Annotated in this window: 15 protein-coding genes; 11 read left to right on the forward strand and 4 right to left on the reverse strand. The window is 63.0% G+C overall.

The features are described from left to right. Positions 1–446 precede the first annotated feature (446 nt). Positions 447–1,262, forward strand: coding sequence for an oxaloacetate decarboxylase (locus ACFE72_RS11360; RefSeq protein ID WP_375413195.1), 816 nt, complete (start codon positions 447–449; stop codon positions 1,260–1,262). 70 nt (positions 1,263–1,332) lie between these two features. On the opposite strand, the gene ACFE72_RS11365 is transcribed toward ACFE72_RS11360, so the two are convergent. Both ACFE72_RS11365 and ACFE72_RS11370 read right to left on the reverse strand, forming a co-directional pair. Then, positions 1,333–1,779, reverse strand: coding sequence for a hypothetical protein (locus ACFE72_RS11365; RefSeq protein ID WP_375413196.1), 447 nt, complete (start codon positions 1,777–1,779; stop codon positions 1,333–1,335). 158 nt (positions 1,780–1,937) lie between these two features. After that, positions 1,938–2,306: a hypothetical protein gene (locus ACFE72_RS11370; RefSeq protein ID WP_375413197.1), complete on the reverse strand. Its 369-nt coding sequence runs from the start codon at positions 2,304–2,306 to the stop codon at positions 1,938–1,940. A gap of 435 nt (positions 2,307–2,741) precedes the next feature. Between ACFE72_RS11370 and ACFE72_RS11375 the strand changes: the two genes are divergently transcribed. The 7 genes from ACFE72_RS11375 to ACFE72_RS11405 all read left to right on the forward strand — a co-directional run bounded on the left by ACFE72_RS11375 (position 2,742) and on the right by ACFE72_RS11405 (position 11,839). Next, a complete protein-coding gene (locus ACFE72_RS11375) occupies positions 2,742–6,233 on the forward strand; it encodes an indolepyruvate ferredoxin oxidoreductase family protein (RefSeq protein WP_375413198.1) in 3,492 nt (1,163 codons plus the stop codon). Positions 6,234–6,437: 204 nt separating this feature from the next. Continuing rightward, on the forward strand, positions 6,438–7,586 hold the full coding sequence (locus ACFE72_RS11380) for a thiolase domain-containing protein (RefSeq protein ID WP_375413199.1): 1,149 nt from the start codon (positions 6,438–6,440) through the stop codon (positions 7,584–7,586). Then, a complete protein-coding gene (locus tag ACFE72_RS11385; RefSeq protein ID WP_375413266.1) occupies positions 7,586–7,975 on the forward strand; it encodes a Zn-ribbon domain-containing OB-fold protein in 390 nt (129 codons plus the stop codon). Before ACFE72_RS11380 ends, ACFE72_RS11385 begins: the two co-directional genes overlap by 1 nt. A 97-nt stretch (positions 7,976–8,072) precedes the next feature. Next, positions 8,073–8,930 (forward strand): MaoC/PaaZ C-terminal domain-containing protein, encoded by an 858-nt coding sequence (locus ACFE72_RS11390; RefSeq protein ID WP_375413200.1) that lies wholly within the window; start codon positions 8,073–8,075, stop codon positions 8,928–8,930. Between the two features lie 138 nt (positions 8,931–9,068). Then, positions 9,069–9,947, forward strand: a complete 879-nt coding sequence (locus ACFE72_RS11395; RefSeq protein WP_375413201.1) for an SDR family oxidoreductase — start codon at positions 9,069–9,071, stop codon at positions 9,945–9,947. 128 nt (positions 9,948–10,075) lie between these two features. Then, positions 10,076–11,029 carry a dihydrodipicolinate synthase family protein gene (locus ACFE72_RS11400; RefSeq protein ID WP_375413202.1) on the forward strand — a complete coding sequence of 318 codons (954 nt, stop codon included), beginning with the start codon at positions 10,076–10,078 and terminating at the stop codon, positions 11,027–11,029. 3 nt (positions 11,030–11,032) lie between these two features. Then, positions 11,033–11,839, forward strand: a complete 807-nt coding sequence (locus tag ACFE72_RS11405; RefSeq protein WP_375413203.1) for an NUDIX hydrolase — start codon at positions 11,033–11,035, stop codon at positions 11,837–11,839. A gap of 160 nt (positions 11,840–11,999) precedes the next feature. Here ACFE72_RS11405 and ACFE72_RS11410 read toward each other — a convergent pair whose 3' ends face one another. Continuing rightward, positions 12,000–13,568 carry a long-chain-fatty-acid--CoA ligase gene (locus ACFE72_RS11410; protein WP_375413204.1) on the reverse strand — a complete coding sequence of 523 codons (1,569 nt, stop codon included), beginning with the start codon at positions 13,566–13,568 and terminating at the stop codon, positions 12,000–12,002. Between the two features lie 92 nt (positions 13,569–13,660). Between ACFE72_RS11410 and ACFE72_RS11415 the strand changes: the two genes are divergently transcribed. Next, positions 13,661–14,719 carry a Bug family tripartite tricarboxylate transporter substrate binding protein gene (locus ACFE72_RS11415; protein ID WP_375413205.1) on the forward strand — a complete coding sequence of 353 codons (1,059 nt, stop codon included), beginning with the start codon at positions 13,661–13,663 and terminating at the stop codon, positions 14,717–14,719. A 78-nt stretch (positions 14,720–14,797) separates the two neighbouring features. Further along, entirely contained in the window at positions 14,798–17,473 is a 2,676-nt protein-coding gene (locus tag ACFE72_RS11420; RefSeq protein ID WP_375413206.1) for a PAS domain S-box protein, read from the forward strand. A gap of 282 nt (positions 17,474–17,755) precedes the next feature. On the opposite strand, the gene ACFE72_RS11425 is transcribed toward ACFE72_RS11420, so the two are convergent. Continuing rightward, the gene (locus ACFE72_RS11425; RefSeq protein WP_375413207.1) at positions 17,756–18,001 is read right to left on the reverse strand and encodes a hypothetical protein; all 246 of its coding nucleotides are present in this window, start codon (positions 17,999–18,001) and stop codon (positions 17,756–17,758) included. A gap of 396 nt (positions 18,002–18,397) precedes the next feature. On the opposite strand from ACFE72_RS11425, the gene ACFE72_RS11430 reads away from it, so the two are divergent. Next, positions 18,398–20,662 carry a PAS-domain containing protein gene (locus ACFE72_RS11430; RefSeq protein ID WP_375413208.1) on the forward strand — a complete coding sequence of 755 codons (2,265 nt, stop codon included), beginning with the start codon at positions 18,398–18,400 and terminating at the stop codon, positions 20,660–20,662. Positions 20,663–20,664: the final 2 nt, after the last annotated feature.

Genomic DNA, 20,664 nt, shown 5'->3' on the forward strand with positions numbered 1-20,664 from the left:
AGAAGAATCCATGCCATGCGCTACGTCCACTTAAATCGAACCGGACAGCCGTGGGACAAGCCCGGCCATGACGGCCTCCCCCGTGTCCCGGGCGCGATGCGGCATTCTTCATGCCGCTTCGCAGAATCGGGACCCTGGTTCCTTGCAGCCGCAACAACCGAAACCCCGGTTCTTCGCGTCGTGCCGCGCATGACATAGACCGCGCCGTCATGCCCGGCCTTGTGCCGGGCATCCACGTCTTTCTTCCTGATGTGGGGCAAAGACGTGGATGGCCGGGACATGCCCGGCCATGACGGACTCCCGGAGTCCGGGCGATGCGGCGTGCAGCTCTGGGCAGCGCCGTTCGCAGAACCGGGCCGGCCGCCGTCCGTTCTACCTCAGGAGGTGGTCGCCTGATTTGGCGCATGCTATCGTGAGGCAAAGCAAAAACGAGCAAGGGAGAGAACATGCCGGTTTCAACGCAGGACAAGCGCGCGGCGTTCAGGAAGCTGCACGAGACGGGCTGCTTCGTGATACCCAACCCATGGGACGTTGGGGGCGCGCGGGCGCTGCAGCACCTCGGCTTCAAGGCCATCGCCTCGACCAGCGCGGGTTATGCATGGACGACCGGACGCCCCGACAACCGTGTCACCGTCGATGACGTCTGCGACCACCTCACCGCGCTGTGCAACGCCGTCGATCTGCCCGTCAATGCGGATTTCGAGGGCGGTTTTGCCCATAAGCCGGAAAAGGTGGCCGCCAACGTCGCACGGGCGGTGAAGACCGGCATCGCCGGCCTGTCGATCGAGGATTCCACGGGCGACCGGGAAAATCCGCTCTACGAGCGGGCGTTTGCGATCGAGCGCATCAAGGCGGCGCGCGCCGCCATTGACGCCGATGACAGCGGTACGCTGCTGGTCGGACGCTGCGAAGCGTTCCTGGTCGGGCTACCCGATCTTGCTCTGGTGATCGACCGGCTTAATGCCTATGCGGAAGCCGGGGCGGATTGCCTGTACGCACCCCGCATCAGATCGAAAGAAGATATCTCAACGCTGGTGAAAGCGGTGCATCCGAAACCGGTCAACCTGCTGATCGACTTTCCCGGCCTCAGCATCGCTGAAGTCGCCGACCTCGGCGTACGCCGCATCAGCGTCGGCAGCTCGCTGGCCCGGGTGGCTTGGGCCGGGTTCATGAACACGGCACGCGAGATCGCCGAGCAGGGGACGTTCACCGGACTGGGCAACGGATTTCGGGGCGACCTGAACAAGATGTTCGGCGCCTAATCTGGTCCGTCGCGAAAAAAGAGCAGCGGGCTGTCAGGCCCGCTGCTTTCCATGGTGGCATGCTTGACGATTATCTGGTGGTCGAAGCCGGCGCCGTGCTGTCGGCGGGCGGATTGGCCGAGCGGTCCACTTCCGCGCCGGTCGGAGCGGAAGCCGGTGGCTGCTGCGGACGCGCCGGTGCGGCACCCGTCGTCATGCCGGGCTCGGTATTGCTGCGCGGCGTTACGTCCCTGATAGCTGGAGCCGGCGACGTCTGGGCGGTATTCTGGGTGGCGGGTGCCGTCGCCGTCGACCCGGTGCCGGCCGGGTTCATCGATGAATTGTTCAGGCCATAGAAGACCGCGCCGAGCACGATCGCGGTCGCAAGGGCGAACATCGCCACCTTGCCGCCGCTGGCCCGGCCTTCGCTGAGTTCGGGGTCGGCTTGCAGCTCTCGGTCAAGACTCTGGTTCCGCTGCAGCTCGTCATCGGCGAGATTAGGCCGATAGGGATCGTTCGGGTTACGCTCGTAAGCCATGTTTGGTCCTCCGTTGTCTCGCAAGACAATTCTCCGGCTCGGCCGGGGTTCCCGGGCCGCCGTGGAACCTGAACCGGCGAGGGCACACGGTTCCCTGCTGTGAGGTGGACGGGGACCCTGAGGAGAAGGACGGAGCTTTCGTTCCTTCAGCGGCTTCGTCAACGCTTGTATTTTTTGGCAGTTTTCTTCTTGGCGGCTTTGCCGGCCGACTTTTTCGCGGCTTTCCGGGTGCTGCTTTTTTTCCCGGCCGATTTCTGAGCGGCCTTCTTGGCCTTCTTGACCTTGGCCTTCCTGGTGTTCGCAGCCTGCACGCCCGCCGCCGACTTTTTCGCCTTCTTGACAGCCTTGGCGACCGTCTTCACCGGCGCTGATTTTGCTGCCGCCTTCTTGACGCGCTCGACCACGGCCTTTGCGGCCGTATTTGCCAGCATGGTTGCGCCACTTACAATCAGGTCGCCGACGGCGTCGCCGATGCCTGGCTTCAACTGATCCGGCATTTCGTCATCCGGCTTTTTCTCGGTATCCATGATGCCCTCCATGATTGCGCCGCGACCTTAGCATGCAAACGCGCCGCGGCGCTATAACACGAGGCCAGAGGGTTTTAACGGATCGGCCTGTCCGCTGCTGCACCCGAACGCGGTGCACAAAAGCACGGTGCAAAGAATCGCTCGCATCGGGTGATTTCGGTGCCTTACCTGCCAAGTCTCAAGTCTCAAGCGCTATAGCGGGAAAAACGAACCATGTACCGGAGTCACGTCCTTTCGTGACGAGGCGTTGTCGGGACATAACACGCAAACCGCAGCCCCCGGTCCGGAACGAAATTGCTATCTGCGCGTGCCGAGCTGCCTTGCGGAGATTTCTGATGCGCTGGCTGCGAAAACCGACATAGACTGGTTCTAATGAGTTAAATAACCACGTAAAAACTGCCGCTGCGCCATGGCGCGCGAGTTCATGAGGGTGGAATGGGAATCAACCAAGGTCCGATCAGTCTCGATCAGAAATACACCCAGGCCTCCGGCCACGTATTCATGACCGGCATCCAGGCGCTGGTTCGCCTGCCGATGGCGCAAATCCGCCGTGACCGCGCCGCCGGTCTCAATACCGCAGGCTTTGTCACGGGATACCGGGGATCACCGCTCGGCGGATATGACCAGCAACTGTTCGCGGCACGGAAACACCTCGAACAATACAACGTCAAGTTCCAGCCCGGCGTGAATGAAGACCTCGCCGCCACCGCGATCTGGGGCTCGCAGCAGCTCAATCTTTCTCCAGGCGCCAGGCATGACGGCGTGGTCGGCATCTGGTACGGCAAGGGGCCCGGCGTTGATCGCTGCGGCGACGTGTTCCGCCATGGCAATGCCGCCGGCTCGGCAAAGAATGGCGGCGTGCTGTGTCTGGCTGGCGACGATCATGGCGCGAAATCCTCGACCGTGCCGCATCAGTCGGACCACGCTTTCATTTCGGCGCTGATGCCGTATCTCTATCCCTCCAGCATCCACGAGATGATAGAGATGGGGATGCTCGGCATCGCCATGTCGCGCTATTCCGGCTGCTGGGTCGGAATGAAAGTGATCACCGAGACCGTGGAGACTACCGCGGAGGTCGATCTCACCGATGAAATGAAACCCTTCATCATTCCGGCCGATTTCGAGATGCCGCCGGGGGGGCTTAACCTGCGCTGGCCCGACGACCGCTACGATCAGGACCGCCGGTTGCAGGACTACAAGGGTTTTGCCGCCGTCGCGTTTGCGCGCGCCAACAAGGTCAACCGCATCACCATGGACTCCCCGAACGCGCGCTATGGCATTATGGCGTCCGGCAAGAGCTATGAGGACATCCGGCAGGCGCTGCGCGAACTCGGGGTGACCCCGGAAGTCGCGGCCAAGATCGGGCTGCGCCTCTACAAGATCGGCATGCCGTGGCCGCTGGAGCCGCAAGGCGTGCGGGAATTCGCGGTCGGCCTTGAAGAAATATTCATTGTCGAAGAGCGCCGCGAGATCGTTGAAAACCAAGTCAAGCAGGAGCTTTTCAATTGGCGGGATGATGTGCGGCCGCGCATTGTCGGCAAGATGGACGAGCAGGACCACCGTTTCCTGCCGTTTGCCGAAGAACTGAGCGTCGCCTCGCTGGCGAGTTCGCTCACCGAGCGGCTGCTGCGCCTCAACCTCAATCCCGAAATCGCGGCCATGCTCCGCGCCAGGGCCGACTGGTTCAACGGCCGTCAGGCCACGCAGATGCAGGCCGTGGCGCCGATCACCCGCACGCCGTATTTCTGCTCGGGCTGTCCGCACAACACCTCGACCAAGGTGCCGCAAGGCAGCCGCGCGTTCGCGGGCATCGGCTGTCACTTCATGTCGCTGTGGATGGACCGCAACACCGAAACCTTCACCCATATGGGCGGGGAGGGCGTACCATGGGTCGGCGTCGCACCTTTCACCGATGAAAAACACGTCTTTGCCAATCTCGGCGACGGCACCTACTTCCATTCCGGCAGTCTAGCGATCCGCCAGGCCGTCGCCTCCGGCGCCAATATCACCTACAAAATCCTCTACAACGACGCGACGGCCATGACCGGCGGCCAGCATGTCGACGGCGAGCTGTCGCCACAGCAGATCACCTTCCAGCTCCATTCCGAGGGCATCCGCGACATCTATCTGGTTTCGGAAACGCCGGATGCCTATCCAACCTCCGACATCGCGCCGGGCACCAAGACCGCGCATCGCGACGAACTGGACGCGGTGATGAAAATCTGCCGCGAGATCAAGGGCGCTTCCGCCATTGTGTTCGTGCAGACCTGCGCCGCAGAAAAGCGGCGCCGCCGCAAGCGCGGCACGCTGGAAGATCCGCAGCGCCGGGTGCTGATCAATCCTGCGGTGTGCGAAGGCTGCGGCGACTGCTCGGTGCAGTCGAACTGCATCTCGGTGGAGCCGCTGGAGACCGAGATGGGGCGCAAACGCACCATCAACCAGTCGACCTGCAACAAGGACTACTCCTGCCTCAAGGGTTTCTGCCCATCCTTTGTCACCGTCGATGGCGGCAAGCCGCGCCGCCGCGCCCCGGCCGATCTCGGCAACATCAGCGGTCTGCCCGAGCCCGCCACCCGACCGTCACTCGACAAGCCCTATAACGTCGCGGTCGGCGGGGTCGGCGGCACCGGCGTGCTCACCATCGGCGCGCTGCTCGGCATGGCCGCGCATATCGAAGGCAAGGCGAGCATGATCCTGGACATGTCCGGCCTTGCGCAGAAGGGCGGCGCGGTGTTGAGCCATGTCCGGCTGTCGCAAAACCCCGCCGATGTGACGTCGTCCCGTATCGTCACCGGCACGGCCGATCTCGTGATCGCCGCCGACGAGGTGGTTGCCATCGCCAAGGAAACCATCACGCTGTGCGAATCCGGCCGGACCCATGGCGTCATCAACACTCACCTGATTCCGATCGCGGATTTCATATTGAATCGCGATTTCAACTTCCAGAGTGGCAAGGTCAACAGCGTGCTGCAAACCGCGCTGCGCAAGGATTCCTCGTTTTTCGATTTCACCAAGCCGGCCGAAACCCTGCTCGGCGATTCCATCGCCACCAATATGATGATGATGGGCTATGCCTACCAGAAGGGCCTGCTGCCGTTGTCGGCGGCGGCGATCGAGCAGGCGATCGAGATCAACGGCGTTGCGATCAGGATGAATACGCAGGCCTTCCAGCTTGGGCGTCTGGCCGCGGCCGATCCGGCGCGGCTGGCGGCGATGATGAAGGGGCAGGAGGAAACCGCGGCGCCGACGACGCTGGATGCGATGTCGCTGGACGAGATCATCGCGCACCGTAGCGCGCATCTAACCGATTACCAGAATGCGGCGCTCGCCGCGCGTTATCGCAATCTGGTGACGCAGGTGCGCGATGCCGCCGGCAAGCAAGGCTTCGGCGACGAGCTGCCGCGCGCGGTGGCGATCAATTATGCGAAACTCCTCGCCTACAAGGACGAATACGAGGTGGCGCGGCTTTTTGCCGACGGCAGGTTCGAGAAGCAGTTGCGCGACCAGTTCGAGGGCGATTTCAAGTTCAGCTTCAACCTGGCGCCGCCGATCCTCGGCGGCGGCGTCGATGCGATGGGTCGGCCCAGAAAGCGCGTATTCGGAGCCTGGATGCTGCCGGTGTTCCGGCTGCTCGCCAAGATGCGCGGAATACGCGGCACCGCATTCGACCCGTTCGCGGCAAGTCCCGACCGCAAGCTCGAGCGCGATCTGATCGCGGGTTACGAAAAGGACGTCGCCACGGTGCTCGGCCTGTTGTCGCCGCTGACGCTCGACACTGCGATCGAACTGTTGTCGCTGCCCGACCGCATCCGCGGCTATGGGCCGGTGAAGGAAAAATCGGTGCAGGACGCAAAAATCCGTTACGCGGAATTAGCCAAGGATCTGGTCAATCCGCCGCCGGCGCCGCGGCAGATCGCGGCGGAGTAATCTCTCGGGCCCCGGCCGCTGCGCCATAAGCGCGTTCACGCGTCTTCGACGCGCTATGGCGTCGCACTTGCAAAGCGGTGCGCCTGCATGAGGAATGCCGCACTGCGTCCGGGACACGGCTGCTATTCCCTCGCAGCGCGCTTGCCAAGCCTCTCCTGACAGGCCACAAAAACCGCTGGGGAAGAACGCCAGCGGAGACCGGCATTGAGTATTAAGGATAAGGCCTATATCGCCGGGATTTACGAACATCCGACCCGGCACGCACCCGATAAATCCACAGCCCAGCTGCACGCCGAAGTCGCCAAGGGAGCACTCGATGACGCCGGGCTGACCAAGGCGGATATCGACGGCTATTTCTGCGCCGGCGACGCGCCGGGTGGCGCCTGGCCGATGGTCGATTATCTCGGCCTCAGGGTGCGCCATATCGATTCCACGGAAACCGGCGGCTGCTCCTACCTCATCCATCTCGGCCATGCCGCCGAAGCGATTGCCGCCGGCAAGTGCTCGATTGCGCTGATCACGCTGGCTGGCAAGCCGCGTACCAGCACCATGCCGCCGCGCGCCGCAGGAGCCGAGCAGGATTTCGAGGCCGCCTACGGCGCCACCACGCATAACGCTTACGGCATGTGCGCCATGCGGCATATGCACGACTACGGCACCACCAGCGAGCAGCTTGCCTGGATCAAGGTCGCCGCCTCCCATCATGCCCAGTACAATCCGCATGCGATGCTGAAGGACGTCGTCACTATAGAGGACGTGCTCAACTCGCCGATGATTTCCGATCCGTTGCGCCGGATGGACTGCTGCGTCGTCACCGACGGCGGCGGCGCGCTGATCGTGACCACGCCGGAAATCGCAAAAAGTCTGAAAAAACCGTTGGTGCGGTTGATCGGTCACGGCGAAGCGATGAAAGGCCCGCGCGGCGGCAAGGATCTCGACCTGACTTATTCGGCCGGCGTGTGGTCGGGGCCGCGCGCGTTCGAAGAGGCCGGCGTGACACCGAAGGATATCAAATACGCGTCGATCTACGACAGCTTCACCATCACCGTGTTGATGCAGCTGGAGGACATCGGCTTTTGCAAGAAGGGCGAGGGCGGCAAGTTCGTCGCCGACGGCAACCTGATCTCGGGCGTGGGCAAGCTGCCGTTCAATACCGACGGCGGCGGGCTTTGCAGCAACCATCCGGTCAACCGCGGCGGCATGACCAAGATCATCGAGGCGGTGCGGCAGTTGCGCGGCGAGGCTCACCCCAAGGTGCAGGTGCCGAACTGCGACCTTGCGATCGCGCATGGCACCGGTGGCCTGCTTGGCGTGCGCCACGCGGCCTCGACGTGCATTCTGGAGCGGGCATGATGGCTGAACAGAAGAAATATCCGACGCCGCAGGGCAATCCGGAAACCGCGCCGTTCTGGGAAGCCGCTGCCCAAGGAAAATTCCTGATCAAGCGCTGCACCGCCTGCGGCGAGCCGCATTATTTTCCGCGCTCGATCTGCCCGTTCTGCTTCTCCGACAAGACCGTTTGGGAGGAAAGCTCCGGCGAGGGCACGATCTATACCTTCAGCCTGATGCGCAGATCGGCGAGCGGACCTTACGCGATCGGCTATGTTACGCTGAAGGAAGGACCCTCGCTGCAGACCAATTTCGTCGACTGCGATCTCGGATCGCTGAAGATCGGGCAGAAGGTCAAGGTGGAGTTCAAGTCCACCGACGGCGCGCCATTGCCGTTCTTTACGCCGGTGTGACGATGTCATTCCCGCGAACGCGGAAATCCAGTAAACGCCGGCATTAATGATTACTGGATACCCGCTTTCGCGGGCATGACGACAGGGAAAGATACCGATGCCCAAATACGATGAACTGATGGCGCTGAAGAACCTCGGCCAGAAATACGCCTATACCGATCGCGAGGTGATGCTGTACGCCGTCGGCATCGGCATGGGCGCGGACCCGATGGATGAGAAAGAACTGGCTTACGTCAACGAGGCGGTCTTCAGCCCGCGTCCCTTGAAGGTGGTGCCGACCTTCGCATCCGTCGCGGCATGGGGCGCCAACCCCGGCGAAATGAACCTCAACCGCCTGATGGTGGTCGACGGCGAACGCGACATCACCTTTCACAAGCCGCTTCCGGTCGCCGCCAATATCACCGCGGATTCCAGCGTTCTCGGCGCATGGGACAAGGGGCGGGATAAGGGCGCGGTGATCCGACATGAGACCGTGCTCAAGGGCGAAAACGGTGAGCAACTGGCGACGCTGGTCGCCTCGCGATTTGCGCGCGGCGACGGTGGTTTTGGTGGCCCGTCGGAAGGCCAGCCGGAGCCGCACAAGGTTCCTACGCGCGGTCCGGACAAATCCGTCGACATCTCGACGCGTCCGGACCAGGCGCTGATCTATCGGCTTTGCGGCGACCGCAATCCTTTGCACAGCGATCCGGAATTCGCCAAACGTGCCGGTTTTCCGAAGCCGATCCTGCACGGCATGTGCACTTACGGCATCACCTGCCGCGGCATTCTGCAGACCTATGCCGACTACGATGCGGGCGCGTTCAAACAGCACGCCGTGCGGTTTTCCTCGCCGGTCTATCCGGGCGAGACGGTCACCATGAACATGTGGAAGGACGGCGACGTGATTTCGTTCGAAGCAAAGGTCAAAGCGCGAGGCGTGACCGTCATCAAGAGCGGCAGGACGGTGCTGGGATGAGTTCGTCTCGCACCGAATGCATTAAACGATACCGTCATGCGTGGACGGGAACCGCGCATCCACCCATCTTTACAAGATTCAAAGGCGGATGGATTGCCGGTCAAGTCCGGCAATGACGGAGTAACGGGAGAGAAGACCATGGGATTACTCGACGGCAAGGTGGCGCTGATTACCGGCGCCGGCGGCGGGCTTGGCGAAGCCTACGCCAAACTGTTTGCGCGCGAGGGTGCGGCGGTGGTCGTCAACGATCTCGGCGGGCCCCGCGATGGCAGCGGCGGCGATACGTCGATGGCACAGAAGGTAGTCGATGCGATCAAGGCGGAAGGCGGCCGCGCGGTCGCCAATGGCGCGGATATTTCCACCATGGCCGGCGGTCAATCGGTATTCGATGACGCGATAAAGCATTTCGGCCGCGCCGACATCCTCGTCAACAATGCCGGCATTCTGCTTGACCAGACATTTGCCAAAGCGACCGAAGCCGCATGGGACAAGGTGCTGAAGGTGCACCTGAAAGGCACGTTCTGTGTCACCCAGCCGGTGTTTCGCTGGATGCGCGAGAACGGCGGCGGCGTCATCGTCAATACGTCGTCGACTTCGGGGCTGATCGGCAATTTCGGCCAGACCAATTATGGCGCTGCCAAAGGCGGCATCTTCGGCCTTAGCAATGTGCTGGCGATCGAGGGCCGCAAATACAATATCCGGCTGTGGTGCCTGGCGCCGGGCGCGCTGACCCGCATGACCGCGGACCTGCCGCGCTATATCGAAAACCCCGGCGCCGCGCTCGGACCCGACGGCATAGCACCTGCGGTGCTGTACATGGTCAGCGGGTTGTCAGGCGACCAGACCGGCAAGATTCTGGGCGTCTCCGGCCCGCGCGGCGTACGTGAGATGCGGATGATGGAAATGGACGGCTGGAAACCGCCGCGCGAGGGATGGAGGGCGGAGGATATTGTCGAGCATGCTTCGGAGATTTTCTTTTCCGAGGACGCAATCAAGAAATCGGCGCGGCGTTTCTAATAAGGTCGCCATTGCGAGCAATGCCAAGCAATCCAGACGCTGCAAGCAGGACTGGATTGCTTCGTCGCTTCACTCTTCGCAATGACGAAGTGCTTTAGTCCGGCGCGCAGCCATTGACGGGAAACATCATGAAACTCACCCACCAGGCCGCCGGCACCTTCGCCATTGCCCCGACGCCGTTCCACGACGACGGCCGCATCGATATGCAATCCATCGACCGTCTGACCGACTTCTACGCCGAGGTCGGATGTAACGGCGTTACCGTACTGGGCATTTTGGGCGAAGCGCCGAAGCTGGAAGGCTCCGAAGCCGAAGAAGTCGCAAAACGCTTTGTCAAGCGTGCCAAAAACATGCAGATCATTGTCGGCGTGTCCGCGCCGGGATTCGCCGCGATGCGTTCGCTGGCGCGCGCTACGATGGATGCCGGCGCAGCCGGCGTGATGATCGCGCCGCCGCCCACTCTTCGCACCGACGATCAGATCATCGGCTATTTCAAGCAGGCGGTGGAGGCGATCGGCGACGACATTCCGTGGGTGCTGCAGGATTATCCATTGACATTATCGGTGGTGTTTACCCCGGCGGTGATCCGCAGGATCGTGATGGACAGTCCGTCTTGCGTGATGCTCAAGCACGAGGACTGGCCGGGGCTGGAGAAGATCTCCGCGCTGCGCGCATTCCAGGCGGACGGTTCGCTGCGGCCGCTGTCGATCCTGACCGGCAATGGCGGATTGTTTCTCGATTTCGAGATGGAGCGCGGCGCCGACGGCGCCATGACCGGTTATGCCTTCCCGGAATTGCTGATCGATGTCGTGAAGCTGTCGAAAGCGGGCAGGCGCGATGCCGCGCACGACCTGTTCGACGCGCACCTGCCGCTGATCCGCTACGAGCAGCAGCCCGGCGCCGGCCTCGCGGTGCGCAAATATGTGCTGCAGAAGCGTGGAGTGATCGCATCCGGTGCGCAGCGCAGGCCGGGATCGAGCATCACCGCGACCGCGAAGGCGGAAGTCGATTATCTGCTGTCGCGGGTGGCGCGGGTCGACAAGCGCGCGGCGATACTGCCGCAATCCAGCGCGGCCGGGTGACCCATGGCCGAAGCCGCCAAAGCCCGTCCCGCGTCCACCATCCTGCTGCTGCGCGACAGCGCCGGGCCCGACGGCAATGGCGAGATCGAAGTCTTCATGATGGTCCGTCATTACGAGATCGATTTCAATTCCGGCGCGCTCGTGTTTCCCGGCGGCAGCGTCGATGCGAGCGACCATGAAATCGCCGCCCAAGCCGAACTCCATCCCGGCGGCGGCAAGCTCGATGCCGAGGCGTTGGGTTTCCGGATCGCGGCGATCCGCGAAACCTTCGAGGAAAGCGGCATCCTGCTGGCGCAACAGCGCGGCCCGGCCCGATTGATCGATGCGAGGCGGGCGGGCGAGATCGAAGCCGCCAGCCGCGCCGAACTGTGCGATGGCAAGGTCACGTTCCCGAAGGTTCTTGCCGATAACGGCTTGCTGCCGGCGCTCGACGCGCTCGTCCCCTATGCGCACTGGATCACGCCGGAAGGAATGCCGAAACGTTTCGACACCTGGTTCTTTCTCGCCGCCGCGCCGCCGGACCAGGCCGGCGCTCACGACGGCAAGGAGGCGACGGATTCGATCTGGGTTTCGCCACGCGAGGCGCTGGCGGGCGGCGAAACCGGCCGGTTCAAGCTGCCGTTCCCGACCACGCGCAACCTGATCAAGCTCGGCAAGCATCGCACCGTGAAAGAAGCGCTCGATCAAGCACGGAGCAAGCCGATCGTCACCGTAATGCCGGTGATGACGACGCTGAACGGCGGCCGCCAACTGCGGATTCCGGCGGAGGCCGGGTATGACGGGGAGGTATTCGAGGTTGGCGCCGTCTAGCGCGCGATCTGGCCGTGCTCCACCCGGGACATAGCGCATGCGCCCGGCTACTCCATCAACAACGTCGTCCCCGCCTGCGCGGGGACGGCGATGGGGCGGGGCGCCGGCTGCGCGGAGGATGCTGCGCCCGCGCGGCTTGCCATCATGGTGACGGCGGGCGCTATCCCACTTCGGCTCGCTCGCATGCCGCGTTGTTCTCGCCGTAAAGCCGTCGCAATTCGCGCTTCAGTACTTTGCCGGCGCCCGAAAGCGGAAATGGCTCGGTACGGATATCGACGCTACGCGGGCATTTATAGCTTGCGATTTTCTCCCTGCAGAACGCCATGATCTCGGCGGCGTTGACGCCGGTGCCGGGCTTCGGAATCACGAAGGCATGCACGGTTTCGCCCCATTGTTCGCTGGGAATGCCGATCACGGCGCATTGCGACACCGCCCGATGCTGCGCGATGACGTTTTCCACCTCCATGGAATACACATTCTCGCCGCCGGAAATGATCATGTCCTTTACGCGATCGACCAGATAGACGTAGCCTTCCTCATCCATGTAGCCGCCGTCGCCGGTGTGCATCCAGCCGTCAACCACGGCCTTGGCGGTTTCCTCCGGGCGTTCCCAGTAACCCATCATCACGTTCTGGCCGCGCACCGCGACCTCGCCGACCACGCCCGCCGCGACCGGTCTGCGATCCGTATCCACGATCCTTACCTCACAGCCGATCGCGGCGCGGCCGCAGGCGCGCTGCCGGTTCTTCTTAGTCGCGGCTTCGCCGGTGTGCTGGTCCCACGGCAGGTGGGTCGCCAGCGGCGACAGTTCGGTCATGCCGTAAAGCTGATGGAACGCGGTGCCCGGCAGCCCCGCCATCGCGCGGTTCAGCAGCGCCTCGCTGATCGGAGAGGCGCCGTACATGATGCGCTTCAGCGACGTCATGTCGGCGGTCCTGAACGCGGGATGATCGGTCAGCATCTGGATCATGGTCGGCACGATCAGGGTTGCCGTGACCTTCTCCTTCTCGATGGTCTGCATTACCAGTTCGGGATTGAACATCCGCACGATCACATTGGAACCGCCGCCGATCAACGAAGCAAACATCGCGCCGCCATTGGCAAGATGAAACATCGGCGCGGCGTTGAGATACACGGTGCCGTCGGGCAGCAGGCCTTCGCTCAGCATATGCAGCGCGTTGCTGACGATGTTGGCGTGGCTCAGCATCACCCCCTTGGAGCGGCCGGTGGTGCCGCCGGTGTAGAAAATGCCGGCGAGATTTTCGCGCGCCGCCATCGTGTCCGGGACAGGTTCGCTCGCGGCCAGCATTTTCTCGTAGTCTTGTGCCTCGGCGGGGCCGACATCGTCGTCGGCATAGACCAGTTTCAGCGGAACGGCCCGCGCCAGTTCAACGCCCATGGCCGCAAACGCCTTGTCCACCACCAGCGCCGAGGCGCGGCAATCGTGCAGCGAATCCTCGATCTCGGCCTGGCTCCAACGGATGTTGGTCGGCACGATCACCGCGCCGGCCCAGGCGATGCCGAGGTAGAGTTCGAGATAGCGATCGGAATTAAGCATCAGCACTGCGACCCGGTCGCCTTGTTTGACGCCAAGTCCCTGCAATCCGCCGGCGAGCCGCGCGACGCGGTCGCCGATCTCGCGCCAGGTGCGGCGGCGCTCGCCATCGACGGTCGCAATCCCGTCGGGATTGATCTGCAGCACCCTGCGCAGGCCCTGAGTGATGTTCATGCTATTCTCCCTGACATGCCGAGCGCTTGCCGCGCCTCTTCGACGGCCGCGGCGATCATAACGAAGCAAGGAGGGCTCGCAAGCGTCGCCCCTTGCTGACCCGGCTGTTTCCCGGCATCCTGCCGCGAAATCCGGCATGGCAGGGCGCGATCGGGGCAGGGGCACGCAGGATGAAGTTGAACAGGCACCGCATCGCCGTGGCGACTGCCTTGCTGGCATGCCTGACCGGGCCTAATGCAGGTTTCGCTCAGGAAAGCTTTCCAAGTCGGCCTGTCCGTATCGTCGTGCCCTATTCGCCGGGCAGCGTGACCGACGTGTTCGCGCGCATCGTCGCACAGAACATCGCTGCGCAATGGAACGGCTCGATCATCGTTGAATCCAAATCCGGCGCCAATGGTTCGATCGCCGCCGAGGAAGTGGCTCGCGCGGCACCCGACGGATATACGTGGCTGCTGGTCACGACGTTCTTCACCGCGAGCCCGGCGCTGAACGCGACGCTGCGCTGGGATCCCGTGCGCGATTTCGTTCCCGTCGGCCAGGTCTGCCGCGCGCCGAACTTTTTCGTCGTGCCGGTTTCGCTTCCGGTGCGGAGCGTCGCCGAATACGTCGCGCTGGCGAAGGAAAAGCCGGGTAAGCTGAATTACAGCCATCCCGGCAAAGGCTCGACGGGGCATCTCGGTTTCGAGCTGTTCAAGCGGCTTGCCGGGATCGATGTCGCGGCCGTCGGCTATCGCGGTTACCCGCAGATGGTGCCAGACATCGCCAGCGGCCTCATCACGTCGACCTTCCTGTCGGCCAATCAAGCCCTGGCACAGGTGCAGACCGGCGCGATCAGAATTATCGGCGCGATCAGCGATGGCCGCTCGAAGTATTTTCCTGACGCGCCGACCATGGCCGAACAGGGTTTTCCGGACGCCCAGGTAACGCCATGGTTCGGTGTCGTTGTGACGGCCGGAACGCCGCAGCCGATCGTCGATCGCATCAGTAAGGCGTTGGAGCAGGCGCTCGGCGCGCCGGATGTGCGGCAGCGTCTCGACACCGCCGGATGCGAGGCCAGCAGCGCGCCGCTCGCGCAGTTCGCCGACATCATCAAGACCGACGCCGCGCTGTGGGCGAAAGTGGTCAAGGAAGCCGCCATCCCGGCGGATTGAGCGGAGGTCGGGTGTTCCCCCTGACGCCGATTCCATCGTATATATGGCGCGCCTGTTTGGAGCTGGTTTCGATAGCCAATGCCGTTTGCCGCCCTTGTCCAATGGATACGCTCGCTCTCGCTTTCGATCGGTCAACTGACCTTTGGCAGCTTCCTGCTGGTATTGGCGGTGATCATGATGACAAGCATCGCCAGCGTCATCGCAATCCGCCACATCGATACGACCTTTGGCGAACTGCAGCGGCTGCAAAGCGTCGGCGATCTGGCCGAGGAGATCGATCGGCGCATGAACGAGCTGCGGCTGGCGGCCCGCGATTACGTCACCGACCCGGAAGCGCATTCTACTGGCGTCTGGGACGCCGCCTCGGCCCTAAACGTGCTGTTGAAGAAGACGCGGCTGGAGCTCGATCCCGAGCAGCGGGACATGATCGATGGCGTCGCGGCGCGGCTGTCGACCTATCGCAGCGGGATCGAGCGCGTCACCGCGCTGATCGCGCGCCGCGACGAATTGATCGCAGCATTGCCGCCACTGCGCGAGCGCTTCGACAGGACCGCCGCCGAAACCCAGGACAAGGCCACGACCGCGGCGTTGTTCAGCGCGCAGAGCCGGATCGCCGCGGCGCTGCTGGCGCGCGATCCGGCCAGCGCCGAGCAGTCGGCCCAGTCCATGCGCGCGCTGGACATCGCCGAGCCATCGGTTCGCAGCGTGATCGACGCCTATGCCGAGGCGATCATCTCGATATCGACCAGGGAGCGTCAGATCGCGGATCTTGACAGGGAGGTGCTTGGAACCGAGGGCCGGCTGATCGGACGCGTAACCGAATTGCTCCGCGAGCTCAGTGCCAAGCGGGGGCGGGTGCTGTCCAATGACCTCGCGCGCACGCTGACCGACGACAAGTGGCAAAGCATCGTCCTCGGTGCCGCCGGAGTCCTGATCGGACTGTTCGCCGCCCTGTTCATGGTGCGCAGGACGGTTCGGCCCCTCAGGGCCATCGCGACGGCAATCCGTTCGCTCGCCGTCGGCGAAAAAGATACGTCGATTCCGGCCACCGACGTGGATAACGAGATCGGCGACATCGCGCGCGCCGCCGAAGTATTTCGCCGCACGCTGGTCGATGCCGATTCCGCGCGCGAGGCCGCGGTTCACGCGCTGGCCGAACAGCGTCTGGCCGAGGAAAGCTATCGCAAGCTGTTCGAAGGCTCGGTCGACGGTATCTACGTGACCACGCCGGGCGGCCGCCTGCTCAACGCCAATCCGGCGCTGGCGCGGATGATGGGCTACGATACGACCGAAAGCCTGATCGGCGGCGTCAATGATATCGCGCGTACGGTCTATGTCGATCCCGAGGTGCGCGTGGAATACCAGGCGCGCATGCAGCGCGACGGCATGGTGCGTGAATTCGAGTATCAGGTGCGGCGGCGCGATGGCGGAGTGCTCTGGCTTTCCGACAGCGCCACCGCGGTGCGCGGCGAAAACGGCCAAGTCACCCGTTACGAGGGCACGGTGCGCGATATCACCGACCAGAAACGCGCCGAAGACGCCATCGCCGAAGGCCGCCGGCTGCTGCAGGAGGTGATCGACACCGTGCCCGCGGTGATCAACGTCAAGGACAAGCAGCTTCGCTATATCCTGATGAACCGCTACATGGCCGGGATCTTCGGCATCGAACCGGCGGACGCGATCGGCCGCACCACCAGCGACCTGATGTCGCGCTACGGCGCGGAAAAAACCGACGAGAACGACAAGCGCGTGCTGGAGGCGGGCAGCGAACTCGGATTCTACGAGGAGGAATACATCGATTCCTCCGGCAACATGCGACAGTGGCTGGTCAACAAGCTGCCGCTGCGCGACGCCGCCGGCGATATCGGAAATATCGTCACCGTCGCGCTCGACATCGGCGATCGCAAGCGCGGCGAACTGGAGATGCGCAAGGCCAAGGATGCGGCCGAGGCGGCGTTGCGAAACTTGAGGGAAACACAGAACTCGCTGATCGAGGCGGAAAAGCTGGCGGCACTCGGCCGGCTGGTCGCCGGTGTCGCCCACGAGGTCAACAATCCCGTCGGCATCAGCCTGACCGTGGCCTCGTCGCTGGAACGCAAGACCGCGCTGTTCGCCTCGGAAGTCGGCCGCGGTAATCTCAAGCGCTCCAGCCTGAACGATTTCCTGGAGACCAGCCGCGACGCATCATCGCAACTGGTGGCCAATCTCAATCGTGCCGCCGAATTGATCCAGTCGTTCAAGCAGGTCGCGGCCGACCGGAACTATTCGGATCAGCGCGCCTTCGATCTCGGCGACCTCACCGAGCAGGTCGTCATGAGCCTGCGGCCGGGATTGCGAAAGCACAACCTGACCCTCAATGTCGACTGCCAGCCCAACCTGACCATGAACAGCTACCCGGGACCCTATGGCCAGGTGCTCACCAACCTCTTCCTCAATTCCGTCGCGCACGCGTTTCCGAACGGCCGGTCCGGCACCGTCGACATCAAGGTGCGCGAGTCCGGCAAGGACAATGTCGAAATTCTGTTCTCGGACAACGGGATCGGCATGAGCCTCGATGTCAGGCGCCGGGCGTTCGATCCGTTTTTCACCACCCGCCGCGACCAGGGCGGCACCGGGCTCGGCCTGCATATCGTCTACAGCATCGTCACCAATCGCTTGGGAGGGCGGCTCGATCTGGATTCGCAGCCGGGCGGGGGCACGCAGATCCAGATCATCCTGCCGCGTGTGGCACCGATCGAGCAGGCGGCGGAGTAGTCCCTCATTTCGTCGCACCTTAAAATGACCCATGCCGACCGGCCCGCTACCTTGCCACGCGGCTATCCCCGGCGCCGTCGATCGCAGCGCATCGCCGGGACGGCCAAGACACGGAATGACAACGCTCTATCTGTCGGGTCTGACTCCAAACACGGCGCTGATAACGTGCGCTCAGCCGGGGAATGGAGGGCGGCGCTTAAGGCGCCTGCGCCATAAGCCGCAAAAAACGCCGTCGCCCCGGTCGCAAGCGAAGCCGTTGCCCCGGTCGCAAGCGAATCAGTGCTAAATCAGGCCAGCCGCAGCGCGGGAGGCCGTCGATTGACAGCACACGTCATCAGGAAAACTTCGGCCGGTCTTCGGGTTCGGTTGCTGGCCATTATTCTGCTCTTGCTCGCTCCGATCGCGGTGTTCGATGCGATCGGGCTCCTGCAGGTCAGGATGACCCGAATTCGGATCGCCCAGGAGCGTGCGTCCGAACTCGCTAAAGCCGCGGCGGCGCGTTATCAGGATATGGTCGATGACGTTCACACGGTCCTCGATCTGCTCTCCCGCGTACCGGAGGTTACCAGGGAATCACCGGGAACCTGCGCGAAATTTCTTAAGGACGTTGCCGTGGCCCATCATTGGGCCCGCTCATTTTCGTTGATCGGAGCAGACCAGCGCGTGGCCTGTTCCACCAACGCCGACGCCCTTGCATTCGACGTTGCCGCTCGGCCTTGGTTCCAGGCGGCGCGGCAGGCCGGCGCGTTCAGCGTCAGCGATTTTCAGGTCAATCAGATCGGTAACGTCCCCACCACGTTCGCAACGCTGTTTTATCGGGACGGTGAGAGCGGCGAACAGCAGGCCCTGACGGCGAGCATCGATCTGGCATGGTTCGATCGCCTGGCCGCGACGTTCGGCGAGAAGCAGGGCGCCCTGGTGCTGTTGATCGACGGCGGCGGCGTGGTCCTGTCACGCTACCCGGCAGCGCAGATTCCCGGCAATGCCCGCGTTTCGGCACGATTTCTCAACGACATTTCCGCAGCGAATGAAAGCATGTTCGCGGGCATCGGTCCCGATGGCAGCGAGCGCTTGTTCGGTTCCGTCACCCTGCCGGAGGCGCACGCCCATGTCGTCGTTGGCTTCGATCGCGCGGCGACGCTCGGATTGATCGACAAATACACGACGATTGCCGCAATCGTCTTCGGTGCCGTCACGCTGCTGGGCGCGTTCGTGGTTTGGGTCATCGGTGACCGAATTTTTGTGCGTCCGATAGAAGAATTAAACGGCTTGCTCGGCTTCGCCTTGAGCAATATGCCGAACGGTCTCTGTATGTTCGACAAAGATCAGAAGCTGATGATCTCGAACAACCGTTATCGCGAGATGTACGGTTTGACGCCGGAGCAGGTCAAGCCCGGGACCCCTCTCAAGCAGATTTTGGAGTACCACCTCGCTAACGGCGAAAGCAGCGAACCCGACATCGACGGATACATCGCGGTCATTGTCAATCAGAAGACTCAAACCCATGTATTGGCGGACGGCCGTACCGTCGCCATGCGCAGAACTCCGATGCCGGACGGTGGCTGGATCGCAACGCATGAGGACATCACCGACCAGACGCGCATCGAAGCTGCATTGCGCCATGAGCGAGATCGCGCCGAGACCGCGGCACACGCGACGACCGAGTTCCTGACCAATATGAGCCATGAATTGAGAACCCCGCTTACGGCCATTATCGGGGTATCGGACATGCTGCTCGACGGCCCGCAATCACCGGACAAGCAGCGGCACTTTATGGAAATGCAGCGCAACGCCGGGCGAGGCCTGCTCAGCGTCATCAACGACATTCTGGATTTTTCAAAAATCGAGGCCGGCCAGCTCGAACTCGAGAAGGCGCCATTTTCTCTCAAGGAAATGGCGGAAGATTGCGTCAACCTGGTTTCCGACCAGGCGCAACGCAAGGGGCTGAAGGTGATGGCGGCGGTTGCGAGCGACGTCAATGATTGGGTCGTGGGCGACGCCACCCGGCTACGTCAGGTGCTTCTGAACCTTGTATCCAACGGCGTGAAATTTACCCCTTCGGGATACGTCGCGCTCACGGTCGAGCGGGCTCCGGGATCCCGGCATGGGCTTCGATTCGCCGTCGCCGATAGCGGCATGGGTATCGAACCGGAAAGTCTCGCCACTCTGTTTCAACGCTTCGTGCAGGGCGACCGTTCGACGACGAGGCGGTTCGGGGGCTCGGGCCTGGGGCTGGCGATTTCCAAGCAGTTGGTCGCATTGATGGGGGGCGATATCGAGGTATGGAGCGAGTTGGGCGAGGGTTCGACATTCTCCTTCACGATCGAACTGCAGCCTGGCGCGGAGGTTCAGCCGGACCACGGTGTGCCGCTAACGCTACGCGGCGGTCGCTATCGCCTGCTACTCGCGGAGGACAATGACTTGAACCGGCAGCTCATCAAGGCGATGCTGGAACAGGCAGGGCACGAAGTCACCGTCGTCAATGACGGCGCGGAGGCGGTGCGAATAGCCGTCGAAAACGAGTTCGACGCAATCCTGATGGATGTTCAGATGCCTGAGATAGACGGCTATGCCGCGACCCGGGCAATCCGAAGCGCGACGCGCCATACCCCGTCATTGCCGATCATCGCCCTGACCGCCAATGCGCTGTCCGATGAAGCCGAACGGTGTCTGGAAGCCGGCATGGACGTCCACGTGCCCAAACCGGTGAACTGGCCGGCGTTATTTACCACCATCGACCGCCTCGTTCTTGCAGGTCGGAAAAACGGCGGTGGTGAAGCGGATCGGACGGCGGATCGGCAGATCGAGCAAAGCCCTCCGCAGCGGCGCGATGTTCTTAATGCGACGACGCTCAATGCGCTTCGAACGTCGATCGGCGACGAGAACACGGTAAATTTGCTAAAGCTCTTCGTCGTCGATGCCCGGCAGCGCTTCTTGTCCGATCGGCATTCGCCGGAGACACGCAAGACCATGGCCGAGGAGGCTCATGCGTTCGGCGGCTCCGCGGGAATGCTGGGCTTTGAGGTTCTCGCGGCGGCCTGCGCGGCATTCCATGAAGCTGCGCTGCAGAATCGCCAGCTCGATGAACTTCGTGAACGGTGCTGTCGCGCGCGCGATGCCGCGCTGGACAAGATAGAACAACTGATTGCAGGCGGGGAGTTCGGAATTCCAATGCGGACGATCGGCTGAGC

This window comes from uncultured Bradyrhizobium sp., assembly GCF_964252615.1.
Lineage (GTDB): Bacteria > Pseudomonadota > Alphaproteobacteria > Rhizobiales > Xanthobacteraceae > Bradyrhizobium.